The sequence below is a fragment of the Candidatus Pantoea bituminis genome (assembly GCF_018842675.1).
Taxonomy (GTDB): Bacteria; Pseudomonadota; Gammaproteobacteria; order Enterobacterales; family Enterobacteriaceae; genus Pantoea; species Pantoea phytostimulans.
The window spans coordinates 1,462,850-1,480,489 of the sequence record NZ_JAGTWO010000004.1 but is presented as its reverse complement, the minus strand read 5'-3'; the positions used below and the strand labels follow the sequence as shown (position 1 = coordinate 1,480,489).

Below are 17,640 nucleotides of genomic sequence, written 5' to 3'. Positions count from 1 at the left end.
GCGAGAATTTATGCAAAGTGTTTCCTCGCCCAATTTAGACATTATTACAATATTTTAACTTCCCCCGCGGCATGATCTGTTCCGCCGCCGAGATAAGCGCTGCGGACCTCTTCATTATTCAGCAATTCTGCTCCACTGCCGCTCAATCGAATCTCGCCATTGACCATCACGTAACCGCGATCGGCGAGCTTCAACGCATGACGTGCATTCTGTTCCACCAGAAACAGCGTCATGCCCTGCGCGGTCAATTCACGCAAAATAGTAAAGATTTGCTTAACCACAATCGGTGCCAAACCCAGACTTGGTTCATCCAGCAGCAGCAAGCTTGGACGACTCATCAAGGCACGCGCAATCGCCAGCATCTGTTGTTCACCGCCAGAAAGCGTCATTGCCCGCTGCTTGCGGCGCTCCAGCAAGCGTGGAAACAGCGCGTACATCCGTTCCAAATCCTCTTTCTGATGACGGTTGCCGATGGCGATGGTGCCCATCTGCATATTTTCTTCCACCGTCATGTCGGCAAAAATGCGCCGCCCTTCTGGGGCCTGCGCAATGCCGTTTGCCGCGATGAAATGGGTCGATTTATGACTGATCGGTTCACCGCGATAGCGAATCTCACCGCTGGCAATACGCGGCTGACCGAAAATCGACATCAACAAGGTTGATTTCCCGGCGCCATTTGCGCCAATCAACGCCACGGTTTCCCCTTCCGCAACCGTCAGTGACACGTTTTTAACGCCTGCAGCGGGCCGTAGAACACATTTACCGACTCAAATGCTAATACGTCAGCCATGCGCATCCTCCTCATCATCCACGCCCAGATAGGCGGCGATTACCCGTGGATCGTGCCGAATATGTTGCGGTGTGCCTTGGGCGATAACATCACCGTGATCGAGCACCACGATGTGATCGGAGATGCTCATCACCATTGGCATGTCATGTTCAATCAGCAGCACGCTGATACGGTGATCGGCACGCAGCCGGTGCAAAATAGCGCTAAGCGCATCAGTTTCGACGGGATTCAGCCCTGCCGCCGGCTCGTCCAGGCAGATCAGTTCCGGTTGCGTACACATGGCGCGGGCAATCTCCAGACGCCGCTGCTGACCGTAGGAGAGCGTGCCCGCCAGCCGGTTGACGGTTGGCACCAAATCCACCATCTCCAGCCAGTAAAAGGCGCGATCCAGCGCCAGGTTCTCTGCCGCACGATAGCCGCGCGTATTAAACACGCCCGCCAGTAAGTTGCGGTTCACCAGCATGTGCTGCGCCACTAACAGATTTTCAATCACTGACATTTCCCGGAACAGGCGAATGTTTTGAAAGGTGCGCGCCAGCCCGGCGCGGTTCACCAAATGCGCCCCGCCAAACATTTTGTACCAGACGCGCGATCCAAGTTGCGTCGGGTTAATCCAGTCGCTGGGATGGATTTTCTCCCCCAGTACCTGAATCACATCGGTGGAGCGCTGATTCGCATTTAGCTGTATCCGCCCACCGCTGGCACGGTAAAAACCGGTTAAACAGTTGAACACGGTGGTTTTCCCGGCACCATTGGGGCCAATCAATGACGTGACGGAACCACGCTCAACTTTCAAACTGACATCGTTTAACGCCTTGATGCCACCGAAGCGCATCATCAAATTATCCACCTGCAAAATCGCATCAGTCATGGCGAACCCCTTTGCGCAGCGGCACGCCAACGCGGCTGGTGCGCACCAGACCACGCGGACGCCAAATCATCATCAACACCATCAACATGCCAAACAGCAGCACACGATACTCGGCGAAACTGCGCAATAGCTCTGGCGCAACGGTCAGCACAAAGGCTGCCAGCACCACGCCCAGCGTTGATCCCATCCCGCCCAACACCACAATCGCCAGAATCAACGCGGATTCGAAAAAGGTAAACGAGGTGGGATTGACAAAACCCTGATAGCTGGCAAAAAACACCCCAGCAATGCCGGCGGTTGAGGCGCCCAGCATGAAGGCGGAGAGTTTAACCAACACGTGATTCAGCCCCATCGCGCGGCAGGCGATTTCATCTTCGCGCAGCGCTTCCCAGGCGCGGCCGATGGGCATACGCGTCAGGCGATGCTTAATAAACAGCACCAGTAACACCACCAGAACCAGCACCGCATAGATAAAGATAAACTTCATATTCGGGTTGTAGCTGAGATGGAAAAACTCATGAAACGGCACGCCGCCTTCACGAGCGCGACGGCCAAATTCCAGCCCGAGAAAGGTCGGCGACGGCACGGAAACGCCATTGGGGCCGCCGGTAAATGCGAGCCAGTTGTTTAACACCAATCGAATGATTTCACCGAACCCCAGCGTGACAATCGCCAGGTAATCACCGTGCATACGCAACACCGGAAAGCCCAACAACGCGCCAGCACAGGCCGCCATCAATGCGGCCAACGGCAACATGCTCCAGAATCCCAGGCCGAGATATTGATAACCCAGCGCCAGGCCATATGCCCCAATGGCATAAAACGCCACATAACCGAGATCGAGCAGCCCAGCAAGGCCGACCACAATGTTCAGCCCCAGCCCGAGCAGCACATAAATCAGCCCGAGAATAGCCACGGTTAACAGATACTTGCTGGAGAAGGCCGGGAAAACACAGGCGGCGATCAGCAGCAGCGGGATAATCCAGCGCAAACGTGAGCGGTAGCCTGGCTCACGCACGTAAACGCCATCATCCACATCTGCAAATTTTCGCAGCAGTTTTTTACCTTGAGTGGTTTGCATAAACAGGCTAAACAGCAAACGTCCCGCCATCACAATGGCAACCAGCAGCGCCACACGCAGCGGCTCAAGTTGAAACTGATAACCGTCTAACACGATGCCGACAATCGGCCCAAATACGATCAACGCAATAAATCCTGCCAGCACCGTTTCCCGCAGCGTATGGCGAAGATTGATTCCCTGAATGGTTTCACTCATGCCTGCTTCCTCACACTTTCGCTACCAGCGGTCGCTCCAGTAATCCCTGCGGCCGGAAGATCAAAATCACCACCAGCAGGGCAAAAGAGAACACATCTTTGTAGTCAGAATTCACCAATCCGGCGAACTGCGCCTCCGCCACGCCCAGCAGCAGGCCGCCTAACATCGCGCCGGGCAACGAGCCGATGCCGCCGAGCACTGCGGCGGTAAACGCTTTGATGCCGATGATGAACCCGGCGTAAAAATCAAACGTGCCGTAGTTCATGGTGACCAGCACGCCCGCCAGCCCCGCCATTGATGCACCAATGACAAACACCAGTGAGATGATCCGATCGGTGTTAATGCCGAGAATGGCAGCCATGCGCCGATCTTGCTGCACGGCACGACAGATGCGGCCCAACCGCGTGTACTGGATGATCCAGGTCAGTAGCGCCATGCCGCACGCCGCGGCGATCAGGATAAAGACTTTGGTCCAGGTGATCTGCACCACGCCGCCATCAAACTCCATGCGCAGTACACCGGTTAACAGCGTCGGCACGCCTTGCTGATTCGGCCCCTGGCTCAGCTGCACGTAGTTTTGCAATATCAGCGACATGCCAATCGCCGAAATCAGCGGCGCTAAGCGGGTGGAGTTACGCAGCGGACGATAAGCAATGCGCTCAATCGTCCAGCCATAAACGGCAGTAATCACGATGGTGAAGAGCAATGTGCCGAAGATCAGCAGCGGAAAGGAGTGAATACCGAAAGAGGAGAGCAGCGCCAGACCAATGGCGCACAAGTAGGCTGAGAGCATGTAAACCTCACCATGGGCGAAGTTAATCATGCCGATAATGCCGTAAACCATGGTGTAGCCGATGGCGATCAGGCCGTAAACCGCGCCCAGCGTCAGGCCATTAATCATTTGCTGCAGGAAAAAAGCGTCCATAGCGAAGTCTCACCGCAAAGAGCCAAACCGCTGGCTCATTGGAAATTCGCCCCGCCCGCAAGCGAGGCGCGATCTCATTACCCTAAATTATTCACGTCGCAGGAAGGCGGTAAGTGCACGCATCCCCGGGAGCCGACACCCGTCAGTGACCGGGGTAAACAAGCGCAGCCAACGCATCCGCAACATGAACAATCACGATTAATTTTTAATCTCAACTGTTCGCGTTACGGGAAGGCGGCGAGCTTGAGAACTCCCGGGGCTGTCAATCGTCAGTAACCGGGTGAGCAATTGAAGCCAACGCGCCCATGGCGTGAACAATCACGATTAATTTTTAATCTAAACTGTTCGCGTTACGGGAAGGTGGCGAGCTTGAGAATCCCCGAGAGCTGACAATCGTCAGTGACCGGGGTGAGCAAGTGAAGCCAACGCGCCCGTAACATGAACAATCACGATTAATTTTTAATCTAAATTATTCGCGTTACGGGAAGGCGGGAGCTTGAGAATCCCCGGGAGCTGACAATCGTCAGTGACCGGGGTGAGCAAGTGAAGCCAACGCATCCGCAACATGAACAATCACGATTAATTTTTAATCTAAATTATTCGCGTTACGGGAAGGCGGCGAGCTTGGGAATCCCCGGGAGCTGACAATTGTCAGTGACCGGGGTGAGCAAGTGAAGCCAACGCGCCCGTAACGTGAAGAATGACGATTAAATTAGAGTTGGTGGTATTTGCCTTTATCATCCCACTGATAAATGACGTAGTCGGAAACTTTCAGGTCGCCTTTACCATCCCAGGATTTCTGTCCCATGACGGTATCGACTGGATTGGCTTTCAACCACTCGCTGGCTTTTTCGTTGTCTTTGCCTGCGCCTTTGTACGCAGCGGCAATCGCCTGAATCGAGGCATAGGCGTACAAGGTGTATCCTTCCGGTTCGAAACCACCGGCACGGAATTTCTCAATCACCGCTTTGCCTGCGGGGATTTGACGCGGATCGTTACCAAAGGTCATGTACACGCCTTTGGTGTATTGCGGCCCACCTGCGGCGGTGACCATCTCTTCGGTTACGATACAGTCGCCTGAGAAGAAGTTCGCTTTCACGCCCTGCTCACGCATCTGACGCACCAGCGGCCCGGCTTCTGGATGACATCCCCCGAAATAGACCACATCAGGATTGACCTGGGCAATCTTAGTTACCAGCGCGTTAAAGTCTTTCTCGCCCCGCGACAAGCCTTCATACAGCACCTCTTTCACACCGCGTTTTTCCAATGCGGCTTTGGTCGCATCCGCTAAGCCTTGTCCGTAAGTATCTTTGTCGTGGATCACCGCGACTTTCTTGGCTTTAAGCGTATCGATCATGTAATTGGCGGCAATCGCGCCTTGCTGGTCGTCACGCCCACACATGCGAAACATCGATTTCATGCCGCGCTCGGTGATTTTGGGGTTGGTTGAACCTGGCGTAATCGTGAGTACACCCGCTTCGTCATACACTTCTGACGCTGGCATGGTTGATGAGGAGCAGAAGTGGCCGACCACCGCCATCACTTTATCCTGATCGACCAAGCGGTTAGCCACAGAAACAGCCTGCTTGGGTTCGCAGGCATCATCGCCCTGCACCAGCACAATCTTTTCGCCGTTCACGCCGCCTGCGGCGTTGATGTCTTCGGCTGCTTGCGTGGCGCCTTTCCAGTATTGCGCGCCATAGGTGGCATTAGGGCCAGAAAACGGGCCGGCCACGCCAATCTTGATATCGGCCTGTGCATAAAACGCGGTGGTTAAACACCCTGCAAGTACGAGTTTCATCGGTAACTTGATCAATTTCACAGACATGCTGTCATCCTCAACACGGTTAGGCGCGAATGCCAAATAGGGAGAAATCAACTTCTGAATACACTGACTGGGGAGCACTTTGAGAACATTCTGCAGCCGGGAGTGGCCACGGTTAATTCGTAAGCAATAATCTCGCCAAAAGTCACCATTTGTGACGAAATCTTACGTTGAAGGGTGAATTTGGGGGCGTTGAGCGCCTTTCACTTCCACTTGATCACTAACGATAGAGTGCTTTGGCTAACTCACCAGCACCACGTTGGTGCAAAATGCGGTTGATCACAGATTATTAACCAAAGCCAGCGTCAAACCCGCTAAGCTGAGGATAATTCGCTGTAAACACCCAAGGAGAAGCTATGCCTACACAACGGAAAAATTTGACCAGCCAACAGGCGCTTGATGAGCTTGAGCGTTTATATGATGAATCGGTAAACGCCCTGCGTACTGCCATCAAAGCCTTCACCGAAGATGGCACGCTGCCTGACTATGCGGCACGCGCACAAGGTCTGTTTGTTTACCCTGAGCTGCGCATCAGCTGGCACGGCGATGGGCCGCAACAAAACCGCACCCGCGCGTGGGGACGCTTTACGCACACTGGCCGTTACAGCACCTCCATTACGCGTCCAGCCCTGCTGCGCCATTACATCGCCGAGCAGTTAGCGATGCTGGAAAAAGAGTATGAAGTGGATATTGAAGTCGGCCCATCAGCGCAAGAGATCCCTTATCCTTACGTGATTGATGGTTCAGATTTGTCACTGGATCGCTCGATGAGCGCCGGTATTGCGCGCCATTTCCCCACCACTGAACTGTCACAGATTGGCGATGAAACGGCTGATGGCTTGTTCAACGTCGATGCGCGCTTCCCGCTGTCTCACTTTGACGCACTGCGCACTGACTTTTCGCTGGCGCGCCTGCGCCATTACACCGGCACGTCAGTAGAACATTTCCAGCCGTTTGTGCTGTTCACCAATTACACGCGCTATGTTGATGAGTTTGTGCGCTGGGCTATTGAACAGGTGCGCGATCCCAACACAGCTTACGACAGCCTGGTCTGTGCCGGTGATGTGGTGCTCACCGCCGATACCGCGGACAGTGACGCCATGCTTTCTGATTTAGCATGGAAGAAACACCAAATGCCTGCCTGGCATCTCACTTCCCCTCATCGTCGCGGCATCACCTTGATCAACATTGGCGTTGGCCCGTCGAATGCCAAAACCATTTGCGATCACCTTGCCGTTATCCGCCCACACGCCTGGTTGATGATTGGCCACTGTGGCGGACTGCGTGAAAGTCAGCGCATTGGCGATTATGTACTGGCTCACGCTTACCTGCGTGACGATCACGTGCTCGACAGCGTATTGCCGCCAGATATCCCGATCCCAAGCATCGCCGAAGTGCAGCGCGCGCTTTATGATGCCACTAAATCGGTCAGCGGCATGCCAGGTGAAGAAGTGAAAGAGCGCCTGCGTACCGGAACCGTGGTTACCACCGATGACCGCAACTGGGAACTGCGCTACTCCGCTTCTGCATTGCGCTTCAACCTGAGCCGTGCGGTGGCAGTGGATATGGAAAGCGCCACCATCGCCGCGCAGGGTTATCGCTTTCGCGTGCCTTACGGTACGTTGCTGTGCGTTTCTGACAAACCGCTGCACGGAGAAATCAAACTGCCGGGTCAGGCAAACCGTTTTTACGAAGGCGCAATCTCGGAGCATTTACAGATCGGTATTCAAGCGGTAGAACTGCTGCGCGCCGAAGGGGATAAATTGCATTCACGGAAACTGCGAACCTTTAACGAACCGCCGTTCAGATAAGGTTTTGTTCGCTTTCAGGCTTGTCACGAGAGCAATCAATGCGGGCATGTCCCGCATTGATGATTAGCCATATTGACACCCGAGAACTAAACGTGAAGCACCGCGGTTTTAATGAACCACCCCACCACAAACAGCGTTAAAGGAACCATCATTGTCCAGATAATTCGGTTATTAAGGGCATCGAATTTCTTGTCTATGGCGTCGAACTTCTTATCTATGGTGTCGAACTTCTTGTCTATGGCGTCGAATCTTTGAATCACTTCTTTTTTGAATGCACCATGCTCACTTCGAATCACTTCAAGATCAGCCTTCGTCGCAAATGTTTGCGAACGCTCGGTCAACACCGCTATATCAATTTTGACCTGATGCAAATCCTGCTCGACTCGCTCTATGCGTTTTTCCAGTTTTTCCATGTTATTGCCTCCACGGCAGCGAGCGCCATTAAACGTAAACGGTTCCCACTGCTCAAACCTTCCATAAAAATAATCCATTATTTTCCCCTGCAACGCCGACACGTCTGAATGTGTCTCCCGCGTCGTATCCGTTCACGCCGGAATCTGTCGCACAGAGAGTGAAACAGATTGCCGCAGTTTAATCATTCCACGTTTCGGTAAAACCGCAGCAATTTAGATTTCTGTCAACAACCTCAGACACGACAAAACTATCGCTTAATCGCAGAAGAAACAGGGGATTTATTATGCTCTGGAAGCGGCTGCGCAAAAATAATCACTCAGCCAGTAAGAGAAGGCGAAATGGCAGTAAAGGGCGAACCCGCCGCTGCGAAATAAACAGCGGCGGAGAGGAGTTATCAGGCGCTCAGCCACCCCAGTTTAATCACAAACAGGATCGACAGAACGATCAGTGCGACATTGACCTCTTTGGTACGGCCGCTCAGCAGTTTCACCACGGTCCAGGTAATAAAACCAAAAGCGATACCGTTAGCAATCGAGTAGGTTAACGGCATGGTTAACGCCGTTACCGTTACCGGTGCAGCGGTGGTGATGTCTTTCCAGTCAATCTCAGACAGGCCCGAAGCCATTAATACCGCGACAAACAGCAGCGCAGGCGCGGTGGCAAATACCGGTACGCTGGAGGCCAGCGGTGAGAAGAACAGGCTGAGTAAAAACAGAATCGCGACCACAATTGCGGTTAAGCCGGTACGGCCCCCGGCGCTGACGCCCGCCGCTGATTCTACGTAACTGGTGGTGGTTGACGTGCCCAGCAGCGAACCAAACAGCGCAGCTGCGCTGTCGGCAATCAGCGCACGGCCCATTTTCGGTACGTTGCCCTTCTCATCGGCTAAGCCTGCACGTTTAGTCACGCCCAGCAGCGTGCCGGTGTTATCAAACACGTCAACGAACAGGAAAGCGAAGATCACGCTGATCAGGCCGACGTTAAACGCACCGGCAATGTCCAGCTGCAAAAAGGTGGGTGCGATGGATGGCGGCGCAGAAAACACCCCGGCAAACGGCGACAAACCGATGCCCATTGAGATAAATGTCACCACCAAAATGCCAATCAGCACCGCACCGGTCACGCGGCGCGCTTCCAACACTACGATGATGATAAAGCCCAACACTGCCAGCAGCGGCCCCGGTTTGGTTAAATCGCCAATGCCCACCAGCGTGGCGGGGTTATCCACCACAATACCGGCACCTTCCAGCGCAATGATCGCCAGAAACAAGCCAATCCCAGCCGCGATGCCCGCACGCAGTGGCAGCGGAATACTGGCGATGATCCATTCGCGGATTTTGAACAGTGATAATGCGAAGAAAATCACCGCCGACAAGAACACAGCGCCCAACGCGATTTGCCAGGTGTAACCCATGTGCAACACCACGGTGTAGGTAAAGAAAGCGTTCAGTCCCATGCCCGGTGCCAGCGCAATCGGGTAATTGGCAATCAGGCCCATCAGCAGCGAACCGATCGCCGCCGCGAGGCAGGTCGCCACGAACACCGAACCTTTATCCATGCCGGTTGCGCTGAGAATACTGGGGTTAACAAACAAGATGTAAGCCATCGCGAGGAAAGTCGTTATCCCGGCGATGATCTCAGTGCGGACCGTAGTGTTGTGAGCTTTGAGCTTGAATAATTTATCTAACATCATCATCTCTCGTTAGCGGAGACGCCATTTTCATGGGTGCTCCCTTGCCAATGTGGTTTGCATGCGCGTTGTTTTATGTAAAAGGCAGTGACGGTTGCACGCTCTTCCGTCTCGAACTTTTGTCCTTGCTTCAGGACATCACATCAGGACATAGCAATTGCTATGCCATAAGTTGCGCAGCGTAAAAAAGCGTTGCGCAACAACTCTTAAGATTATTCTGAACCAAAACAAGGCGCGATTATGGTGCAACGCACCAATGCTGCGCAATCGTTTTCCTGCACGCCGCTTTTTCCACAAGAAATTTCTGAGCTGACGCACGATTCAGCGCTTTGGCAGGCGATATCGGTCACGTTTCAGCTTGCTGAATCAGCGCTGTTTTTACGGCTGTGTACACTCCTGACTTACCCCTTTCGTAACATTGAGGCCGCGCAATGAAGCCAGCGATATTGGTGGTGGATGACGATCGTGCCGTCTGCGAAGTGTTGCAGGACGTGCTGAGTGAACATGTGTTCAATGTTTATAGCTGCCATCAGGGCAAAGAGGCGCTGACCATGCTGGCGCAACACCCTGAGATCTCACTGGTGATGCTGGATATGATGCTGCCCGATACCAACGGCTTGTTGGTGCTACAACAGCTCCAGCGACAGCGTCCCGATGTCCTGGTCATCATGTTGACCGGCATGGGATCGGAAGCGGAAATGGTGATTGGTCTGGAGATGGGTGCCGACGACTACATTGCCAAGCCGTTCAATCCGCGCGTGGTCGTGGCGCGTGCCAAAGCGGCGCTGCGGCGCGGTACTCGCCTGGTTTGTCAGGATTCAGATTATGATGGCTGGCGCTTTAATGGCTGGCAGTTAGATGAAGCGCGCTGTCAGTTACTTAATCCTCAGCGAGAATCGGTACCGCTTACGCAGGGCGAATACACGCTGCTGCGGGCGCTGGTGAAACATGCCCGCAAAGTGCTGACACGCGATCAGCTGTTGGAGTTAACCCACAGCGAAAGCCTTGATGTGTTCGATCGCACCATTGATGTGCTGATCATGCGTTTGCGCCGAAAAATCGAAACTAATCCACACCAACCTAATTTAATTCGTACTATTCGCGGTCTGGGTTACGTTTTTTCTGCGGATGTGGTGAAACCAGAAACGGCGCGGCTCTCCACGCAGATCGCCTGATCCATCCAGCGCTGCATCTCATCAAGTGGACGAATGCCGTCAATGGCATTGGCGGCGTGCAGATTAAAACAGGCGCAGGTGTGCGCCAGTCGCAGCGTCGTCAACATATCAAAGCCTTGATGTGTGGCGTACAACACGCCTGCGCAAAAGGCATCGCCTGCGCCCACGCTTCCCACAATCTCTTCCGCGCTAAGCTGCCATGAAGATTGCCAAACACCCGCGCCGTTGACCTCGCGTCCCCACGCCCCTTCAGGCGCATGAATAATCACCCGTTGCCGCACGCCTTGCTCCATCAGCCACTGGGCGGCAGCGGCGAATGCGTCAGGCGGCTGGATGCCTTCACTGCCTCGCAACGTAATACCCGTTAGCGCCTCCGCTTCCAGTTCATTAATGATCAGATAATCCAGCCAGCGCAGCGACGGCAGAATCAGCGGACGATTATCGCCAGCGCGAGAGACCAAATCTAAAGAGGTGTAATAACCACGCTGCTGCATCATTGCCAGTAATCGTGCACTGCGTGTACCAAACGTTTCATCAGCGTGGTCGAGGCTTTCCAGCAGCAGCAAATAACCCAAATGAAATATGCGATAGCGATCGTTTAGCGCGTCAAAATGAGGAATATCCAGCTGGCGATTGGCGCCTGGCGCGTAGAAAAAGGTGCGCTGACCATCGGGCGCGGTCATTACCTGGCTGGTAGACGTCGCTAGCGTTTGCGAACGCTGTACCGCACGCCGATCAATCTGCGCCTCATCCATCACCTGCATCAGGTAATCGCCGTCGGCATCTTCGCCTAGCAAGCCAATCGCCGCCAGCGGCAATTGGCACTGCATACGTGACAGTGTCACCAGAACATTAAGCGGCGCACCGCCTGCCGCTTTTTCACTGTGGCTGACTTCGGCCAGCCAGCCTTGTTGAGGCCAGAGATTGATGCGGTGAACGTAGTCCACCAGCATGATACCGGCGGCCAGGATGCCGCTGCGCCCCGCCATCTCACGCCTTCCCGCTGCTGCCGAAAATCTGCATCTGTTGCATGACAATCTCGCTGATCGCCGTTTCCACTGCCATCAACATTTCAGCAAACTCGTCGTAGCGCGTGTTACGCGAAGACATACACTGATCGATCGCGCCCAGCGCCGCCTGCGACATGCCGGTATAAAAGTTGATTTTATGAATGCCCAGTTCAATAGCGCGACGGAAATCGGCGTCGCTGATCCCTGATCCACCGTGTAACACCAGCGGCACGCCCGCCTGCTGACGTATCGCTGCCAGCCGCTCAAAGTCGAGTTTCGGCTCGCCTTTGTATTTGCCATGCGCATTGCCAATCGCCACCGCTAAAGTGTCGATACCGGTTTCTCGCACAAATTCGGCCGCGAGGTTCGGGTCGGTAAATTTTGCGCTGTCCGCTTCGCCAAACAGTGCGCCGCCTTCATCGCCGCCCACTGCACCCAACTCCGCTTCCACCGACACGCCTACCGCATGCGCAATCTTCACTACTTCTCGTGTCTGACGTAGGTTCTCTTCATAACTCAGCGTTGAACCATCAAACATTACCGAGGTAAAGCCCAGGCGAATCGCCTGCATCACCGCCTCAAAATGCAGGCCGTGATCGAGATTCAGCACCACCGGAATAGCATGTTTCGCCGCTTCAAAACGCACCGCTTCCACCAGATGATCAAGGGTGATGTATTTGAAATGCACCTCCGCGATATTGATGATAAACGGCGAACGCTGCTGCTCGGCTGCCTTGAACAGCGCACGCAGAAAATGGGTGTCGATAACATTAAATGCACCCAGCGCATAACCGTGTTGCTGCGCGTGGGCCAAACCCTGCGCTAAAGAGATCAATGCCATGCTTTACTCCTTCAGGTTAGCCAGCGGTCATATTCGTTACAGAGCAGCCAGCGCGGTTGTTCATCCTCATCAATCGGATTGAAGCGTGCCAGCGGCGTAAGAAACACGTTGTCATGGTCGTCGTCATTGGGCATTGAAACTTCGCCTACCAGCACATCACCTAATCCCTCTTCGCCCCAGAAGCTGTGCCAGATGCCCGGCACCAGCGTAACGCTTTCGCCTGGCGATAAACGCAGCTGTGAACCGGCGGCATGCGTTTGGCTGAGGCCATCCAGCGTGACGTTGACGGGTGTGTTCGCCAGGCCATCACCGTCGCGGTTGTGCAGCGTGACGATAAGATTGCCGCCACCACGATTGATAATGTCTTCCATCTTTTGCGGGTGATAATGCATCGGCGTCACCTGAGCTTCACGCACGTGCATGATCTTTTCGGCGTAGGGTTTGTGCCAGGGTTTTCCGCCCGGCGATCCGTTGCGCAGGGTGAACAGCGTCAGGCCGGTTTGCTGGAAATCATCTTCGCCAAAGCTGGTCACATCCCAGCCGAGATGCAGCGCCAGCAATTCTGATGCTGAAGCGCGATCAAGCGCACGCCACTGGCTGAGGCCGTAATCTGCCCATGGCGGCAAATGAACGTCCTGACGCATAAAGAACTCACGCGTCAGTTGCAAGATGGTGTTGACTTCGGAACGTTGCATGGTCGAACCTCCGAAACAGGCGGCATCATGACATGCCGCATGCGGGTTATTTCACCGTCCAGCCTTTGTAGCCGCCGATGTTGTTGCGATCGATCATGCTGACCGGAATCAACACCGGTTTATCCGGCGCCGGTTTGCCTTGCAGAATGTCGTAGCCAATTTCCACCGCTTTCGCCGCCATCACTTGTGGATCCTGCGCGGGCGTTGCGACAAACAGGGAATTTTTACGCTTCAGCGCCTCTTCGCCATCCGGTGATCCATCGACACCAACAATAAAGAATTCGCTGCGCTGGGCCTGTTTCGCCGCCAGATCGGCACCGATCGCGGTGGGATCGTTAATGGCAAAAACTGCATCAATTTTTGGATTAGCTGAGAGCAAACCGGTCATCACTTCCAAGCCGCCTTCACGGCTGCCTTTGGCGTTTTGGTTATAGGAAAGCAGCTTGATGTTGGGATGACGTTTAAATTCGGTCATGCAGCCTTCCACGCGGTTTTGCACTGCAGAGACCGGTGGGCCGTTGATGATCACCACGCTGCCGGTCTCTTTCAGGCGCTGGGAAATATATTTACAGGCCATTTCTCCGGCTTGGGTGTTATCGGACGTAATAGTGGCATTGGCGCCATCAGCGGCAACGTCGACGGCAACCACCACAATGCCAGCATCACGCGCACGTTTTACCGCCGGTGCAATGCCTTTGGAATCGGCGGCGTTGAGGATAATCATGTCCACTTTCGCGGCGATAAAGTTATCGATCTGGCCAACCTGCTGCCCCAGATCGTAGCCGCTGGAGACCAGCGTGACGTTGACTTTGTCACCCGCCAGTTCACGCGCTTTCATCTCCGCGCCTTTGGTGATCTGTACGAAGAACGGGTTAGCGAGATCGCCCACCGTCACGCCGATAGATTTCAGTTCTTTCGCCTGAGCCACGCCAGCACTGAACAGCGTCGCCGCCAGCAGCCCGGTTACGATCGGATTAAAACGCATTGTGCTTCTCCTGCTGTTTTGCCCGTCATATTCCATGCTACAGATGTGTTGGCTTCACTTATCCAAGTGAATCACTGACATCCGTCAGCTCATCGAGATGGATTCGTTTGCCGCCTTGCTGCAACCTGAAATATTTTGGGTAGTTATGATTGCCAACCGCTGAATGGCGTAGGGTAAAAATTTTTATCGGGAGTCGTTTGCCAACTCGGTCCCCATAAGTGCGAGGTCGTTTGTCCCCCACCTCGGTCCTCCCCCATGCATGGGGGAGGAAGATGCTGCAAAATGCCCACTCTGTACCTGCATGTGGCAGCGTCTCCTTCCCCGCTTCGCGGGGGATGGCTGGGATGGGGGACAGCGCGCAGATGACGTCGTTTGCCCCCCACCTCGGTCCCCATAAGTGCGAGGTCGTTTGTCCCCCACCTCGCTCCTCCCCCATACATGGGGGAGGAAGATGCTGCCATATGCCAGTATTGAAGCTGCATGTGGCAGCGTCTCCTTCCCCGCTTCGCGGGGAAGGCTGGGATGGGGGACAGCGCGCAGATGACGTCGTTTGCCCCCAACTCGGTCCCCATAAGTGCGAGGTCGTTTGTCCCCCACCTCGGTCCTCCCCCATACATGGGGGAGGAAGATGCTGCAAAATGCCCACTCTGTACCCGCATGTGGCAGCGTCTCCTTCCCCGCTTCGCGGGGGAAGGCCGGGATGGGGGACAGCGCGCACCTCACCAGGGACAGCGCGCACCTCATCCATCGTTCAACTCACGTGATGACGTGTACGATATTTATCGATCAATACCGCGATAATGATCACCGCGCCCTTGATCACCAACTGCCAGAAATAGGAAACCCCCATCAGCGTCATGCCGTTGTTCAGCGTCGCGATAATCAGCGCGCCAATCAGCGTGCCGGTGATGGTGCCAATACCGCCGACAAAACTGGTGCCGCCGAGGATCACCGCTGCAATCGCATCCAGCTCATAGCCCACGCCTAAGTTGCCGTTGGCGCTATACAGCCGTGACGCGCTCATCAATCCGCCCAAACCTGATAGCAAGCCGCTCATGCCATAAACAAACGCCAATACCACGCCGACTTTAATCCCGGTTAACCGCGCGGCTTGCATGTTGCCGCCAACCGCGTAGATGTGAACGCCCAGCGTGGTGCGGCGCAAAATAAACCAACACAGCGCAATCACCGCAAAAGCGATCACAATCAGCCACGGCACCGGGCCGAGATAACCGTTGCCTATCCATTCAAAATTAATATCGGAGTTGATGACCGTGGTGCCATCCGCCAGCAAATAGGCGGCACCACGCAATGCGGTGTAAGTACCGAGCGTGACAATAAACGGTGGCAGTCCGGCCCATGCCACTAAAATGCCGTTGAATAGCCCCATTATCAGCCCGGCGCCGAGCGCCATGGGAATCGTCAACGAGGCCAGCATCGGATCCAACGACGCCACCAGCGCCACCACCGCAGTGGTGCCGAGCATCGATCCCACTGACAGATCAATCCCGCCGGTCAGAATCACAAAGGTCATTCCCGCCGCCAGCACGATATTGATGGAGGCCTGACGCGTAATGTTCAGCAGGTTTGCTTCAGTAAAAAAGTTAGGTGCCACAAAACCAAAAATCGCGACGATCAGGATCAAGATCGGCAAGATACCGATGGTTTGCAGCAAATCGCCCATCAGGGCGCGTTTCAGTGTCGGCGCTTTGGCGCGTGCGGTTGGTGCTGTCATGGTTTTCTCCTCACACTTCAAGCGGGGATGCGCTGTGCGCACCGGTTGCCAGCGTCATAATGTTTTCCTGACTGATGTTGTCGCCTTCCAGCTCACCAGCGATGCTGCCTTCGCGCATCACGTAAACGCGGTCGCTCATACCCACCACCTCCGGCAGCTCGCTGGAGATCATTAATATCGCCACGCCCTGGCGCGCCATCTCCTGCATCATGCGATAAATTTCACTTTTGGCTCCGACGTCAACGCCGCGCGTCGGTTCGTCGAGAATCAAGATACGTGGGCCAATTGAGACCCAGCGCGAAATCAACAGCTTCTGCTGATTACCGCCAGACAAACCGCCGGCCCGCACTTGCGCATGCGGCACACGAATGTTGAGGTTGGCAATGGCATCATTAGCGATTTTTTGCCCTTTGCGACGATCAAGCAGGCCATAATTGGCATCGCGTTCTAGCGTGGCCATCACAATGTTCTCCATCGCCGCCATCTCCAGAAACAGACCTTGTTCCTTGCGGTTCTCGGTAAGAAAACCGATGCCGCGCGCAATCGCATCACGGGGCGAATGAATCGTGACTTTTTGACCATCCACCCAGATTTCGCCCTCTTTCGGCTTATGCACGCCAAAGATCAGCTGCGCCAGCTCACTGCGTCCGGCACCGACCAGCCCGGCTAACCCCACGATTTCGCCCGCGCGCACGGCCAGGCTGCTGGGATGCACTTTGCCTCCATCGCCAAGGTGATTCACCGCCAGGCGAATATCACCCATCGCAATGTTGCGGTCTTTATTGAACAGATCGCTGAGCGGCCTGCCGACCATCATGCGCACCAGCTCACTGGCGTTGAGATTCTCCCGCGTCAGGCTGCCAACATATTCGCCATCGCGCAGCACGCTGACGCGATCCGACAGCTCATAAACTTCCGCCATGCGATGACTGATATAGATGATCGCCATGCCTTCACCGCGCAGGCGCTTGATCAGCGCAAACAGCTGCTCGGTTTCGCGGTTAGAGAGTGCAGCGGTAGGCTCATCCATCACCAAAATGCGGCTGTTGCGATGCAGCGCTCGGGCGATTTCCACCTGCTGTTGTTCAGCAATACTGAGGCGGTTAACAAGGTCGTTGGCGCTGAACTGCGCGCCCAGTCGATCAATCACCTGCTGCGCCTCATCGGCCATTTGGCGCCGCTTCACCATGCCGCCTCGGGTGATTTCACTGCCAAGAAAGATGTTTTCCGCCACCGTGAGATTCGGTGCCAGATTGATTTCCTGATAAATCAGGGTGATGCCTGCCGCTAACGCCTCTTTGGGCCCTTTAAGCGTGTAGGCTTTGCCGTCAATTAAAATTTCCCCGCTGCTGGCGCTATAGGCTCCTGCCAGGATTTTCATCAAGGTGCTTTTTCCGGCTCCGTTCTCCCCCATCAGCGCGTGAACTTCACCAGGATAAACCGTGAGATCAACACCTTTCAAGGCGTAGAAATTGCCGAAGCGGCGGGTGATTTTCCGCATTTCCAGTATTGGTGTGGCTGTCATCTGCCCGCTCCTGCTGACTATGAATGCCAGCAGTAAAGCAACGCCAGATAAATGGAAAATGTCAGCACCCAT

14 protein-coding genes and 1 pseudogene are annotated in these 17,640 nt (G+C 54.7%); 2 read left to right on the top strand and 13 right to left on the bottom strand.

Translation table 11 applies throughout. From position 1 onward, the window contains the following. Positions 1 to 44: 44 nt before the first annotated feature. From KQP84_RS10655 to KQP84_RS10635, 5 genes and pseudogenes are all read right to left on the bottom strand, one after another. Positions 45 to 790, bottom strand: a pseudogene (locus KQP84_RS10655) (ABC transporter ATP-binding protein). After that, positions 783 to 1,661 (bottom strand): ABC transporter ATP-binding protein, encoded by an 879-nt coding sequence (locus tag KQP84_RS10650; RefSeq protein WP_215846506.1) that lies wholly within the window; start codon positions 1,659 to 1,661, stop codon positions 783 to 785. The pseudogene KQP84_RS10655 and the gene KQP84_RS10650 overlap by 8 nt, the downstream one beginning before the upstream one ends. Beyond that, positions 1,654 to 2,937, bottom strand: coding sequence for a high-affinity branched-chain amino acid ABC transporter permease LivM (livM, locus tag KQP84_RS10645; RefSeq protein ID WP_215846504.1), 1,284 nt, complete (start codon positions 2,935 to 2,937; stop codon positions 1,654 to 1,656). Before livM ends, KQP84_RS10650 begins: the two co-directional genes overlap by 8 nt. 10 nt (positions 2,938 to 2,947) lie before the next feature. Continuing rightward, positions 2,948 to 3,862: an ABC transporter permease subunit gene (locus tag KQP84_RS10640; protein ID WP_215846502.1), complete on the bottom strand. Its 915-nt coding sequence runs from the start codon at positions 3,860 to 3,862 to the stop codon at positions 2,948 to 2,950. Between the two features lie 712 nt (positions 3,863 to 4,574). Next, the gene (locus tag KQP84_RS10635; RefSeq protein WP_215846500.1) at positions 4,575 to 5,690 is read right to left on the bottom strand and encodes a branched-chain amino acid ABC transporter substrate-binding protein; all 1,116 of its coding nucleotides are present in this window, start codon (positions 5,688 to 5,690) and stop codon (positions 4,575 to 4,577) included. Between the two features lie 353 nt (positions 5,691 to 6,043). Here KQP84_RS10635 and KQP84_RS10630 point away from each other — a divergent pair, with 353 nt between their 5' ends. Beyond that, the gene (locus KQP84_RS10630; protein ID WP_215846499.1) at positions 6,044 to 7,498 is read left to right on the top strand and encodes an AMP nucleosidase; all 1,455 of its coding nucleotides are present in this window, start codon (positions 6,044 to 6,046) and stop codon (positions 7,496 to 7,498) included. 86 nt (positions 7,499 to 7,584) lie between these two features. On the opposite strand, the gene KQP84_RS10625 is transcribed toward KQP84_RS10630, so the two are convergent. Then, positions 7,585 to 7,989 (bottom strand): hypothetical protein, encoded by a 405-nt coding sequence (locus tag KQP84_RS10625; protein ID WP_252515260.1) that lies wholly within the window; start codon positions 7,987 to 7,989, stop codon positions 7,585 to 7,587. Between the two features lie 317 nt (positions 7,990 to 8,306). After that, complete coding sequence (locus KQP84_RS10620; protein WP_215848254.1) at positions 8,307 to 9,605, bottom strand: NCS2 family permease; 1,299 nt, start codon at positions 9,603 to 9,605, stop codon at positions 8,307 to 8,309. A gap of 428 nt (positions 9,606 to 10,033) precedes the next feature. Between KQP84_RS10620 and KQP84_RS10615 the strand changes: the two genes are divergently transcribed. Continuing rightward, positions 10,034 to 10,777 carry a response regulator gene (locus KQP84_RS10615; protein WP_215846498.1) on the top strand — a complete coding sequence of 248 codons (744 nt, stop codon included), beginning with the start codon at positions 10,034 to 10,036 and terminating at the stop codon, positions 10,775 to 10,777. On the opposite strand, the gene KQP84_RS10610 is transcribed toward KQP84_RS10615, so the two are convergent. From KQP84_RS10610 to KQP84_RS10585, 6 genes are all read right to left on the bottom strand, one after another. Then, positions 10,714 to 11,766 (bottom strand): carbohydrate kinase family protein, encoded by a 1,053-nt coding sequence (locus tag KQP84_RS10610; protein WP_215846496.1) that lies wholly within the window; start codon positions 11,764 to 11,766, stop codon positions 10,714 to 10,716. The genes KQP84_RS10615 and KQP84_RS10610 overlap by 64 nt on opposite strands. 1 nt (position 11,767) lies before the next feature. Further along, positions 11,768 to 12,628, bottom strand: coding sequence for a ketose 1,6-bisphosphate aldolase (locus tag KQP84_RS10605; RefSeq protein ID WP_215846494.1), 861 nt, complete (start codon positions 12,626 to 12,628; stop codon positions 11,768 to 11,770). 11 nt (positions 12,629 to 12,639) lie between these two features. Further along, a complete protein-coding gene (locus KQP84_RS10600; protein ID WP_215846493.1) occupies positions 12,640 to 13,323 on the bottom strand; it encodes a D-lyxose/D-mannose isomerase in 684 nt (227 codons plus the stop codon). Between the two features lie 46 nt (positions 13,324 to 13,369). Further along, entirely contained in the window at positions 13,370 to 14,308 is a 939-nt protein-coding gene (locus tag KQP84_RS10595) for an ABC transporter substrate-binding protein (protein WP_215846491.1), read from the bottom strand. A gap of 751 nt (positions 14,309 to 15,059) precedes the next feature. After that, positions 15,060 to 16,043 carry an ABC transporter permease subunit gene (locus KQP84_RS10590; protein WP_215846489.1) on the bottom strand — a complete coding sequence of 328 codons (984 nt, stop codon included), beginning with the start codon at positions 16,041 to 16,043 and terminating at the stop codon, positions 15,060 to 15,062. Positions 16,044 to 16,053: 10 nt separating this feature from the next. Continuing rightward, positions 16,054 to 17,568 (bottom strand): sugar ABC transporter ATP-binding protein, encoded by a 1,515-nt coding sequence (locus KQP84_RS10585; protein ID WP_215846488.1) that lies wholly within the window; start codon positions 17,566 to 17,568, stop codon positions 16,054 to 16,056. Positions 17,569 to 17,640: the final 72 nt, after the last annotated feature.

Excerpts from the sequence above, each read along its gene's own strand:
- KQP84_RS10650 (WP_215846506.1), bottom strand. The coding sequence starts at position 1,661 with ATGACTGATGCGATTTTGCAGGTGGATAATTTGATGATGCGCTTCGGT.
- livM (WP_215846504.1), bottom strand. The coding sequence starts at position 2,937 with ATGAGTGAAACCATTCAGGGAATCAATCTTCGCCATACGCTGCGGGAA.
- KQP84_RS10640 (WP_215846502.1), bottom strand. The coding sequence starts at position 3,862 with ATGGACGCTTTTTTCCTGCAGCAAATGATTAATGGCCTGACGCTGGGC.
- KQP84_RS10635 (WP_215846500.1), bottom strand. The coding sequence starts at position 5,690 with ATGTCTGTGAAATTGATCAAGTTACCGATGAAACTCGTACTTGCAGGG.
- KQP84_RS10630 (WP_215846499.1), top strand. The coding sequence starts at position 6,044 with ATGCCTACACAACGGAAAAATTTGACCAGCCAACAGGCGCTTGATGAG.
- KQP84_RS10625 (WP_252515260.1), bottom strand. The coding sequence starts at position 7,989 with ATGGATTATTTTTATGGAAGGTTTGAGCAGTGGGAACCGTTTACGTTT.
- KQP84_RS10620 (WP_215848254.1), bottom strand. The coding sequence starts at position 9,605 with ATGATGTTAGATAAATTATTCAAGCTCAAAGCTCACAACACTACGGTC.
- KQP84_RS10615 (WP_215846498.1), top strand. The coding sequence starts at position 10,034 with ATGAAGCCAGCGATATTGGTGGTGGATGACGATCGTGCCGTCTGCGAA.
- KQP84_RS10610 (WP_215846496.1), bottom strand. The coding sequence starts at position 11,766 with ATGGCGGGGCGCAGCGGCATCCTGGCCGCCGGTATCATGCTGGTGGAC.
- KQP84_RS10605 (WP_215846494.1), bottom strand. The coding sequence starts at position 12,628 with ATGGCATTGATCTCTTTAGCGCAGGGTTTGGCCCACGCGCAGCAACAC.
- KQP84_RS10600 (WP_215846493.1), bottom strand. The coding sequence starts at position 13,323 with ATGCAACGTTCCGAAGTCAACACCATCTTGCAACTGACGCGTGAGTTC.
- KQP84_RS10595 (WP_215846491.1), bottom strand. The coding sequence starts at position 14,308 with ATGCGTTTTAATCCGATCGTAACCGGGCTGCTGGCGGCGACGCTGTTC.
- KQP84_RS10590 (WP_215846489.1), bottom strand. The coding sequence starts at position 16,043 with ATGACAGCACCAACCGCACGCGCCAAAGCGCCGACACTGAAACGCGCC.
- KQP84_RS10585 (WP_215846488.1), bottom strand. The coding sequence starts at position 17,568 with ATGACAGCCACACCAATACTGGAAATGCGGAAAATCACCCGCCGCTTC.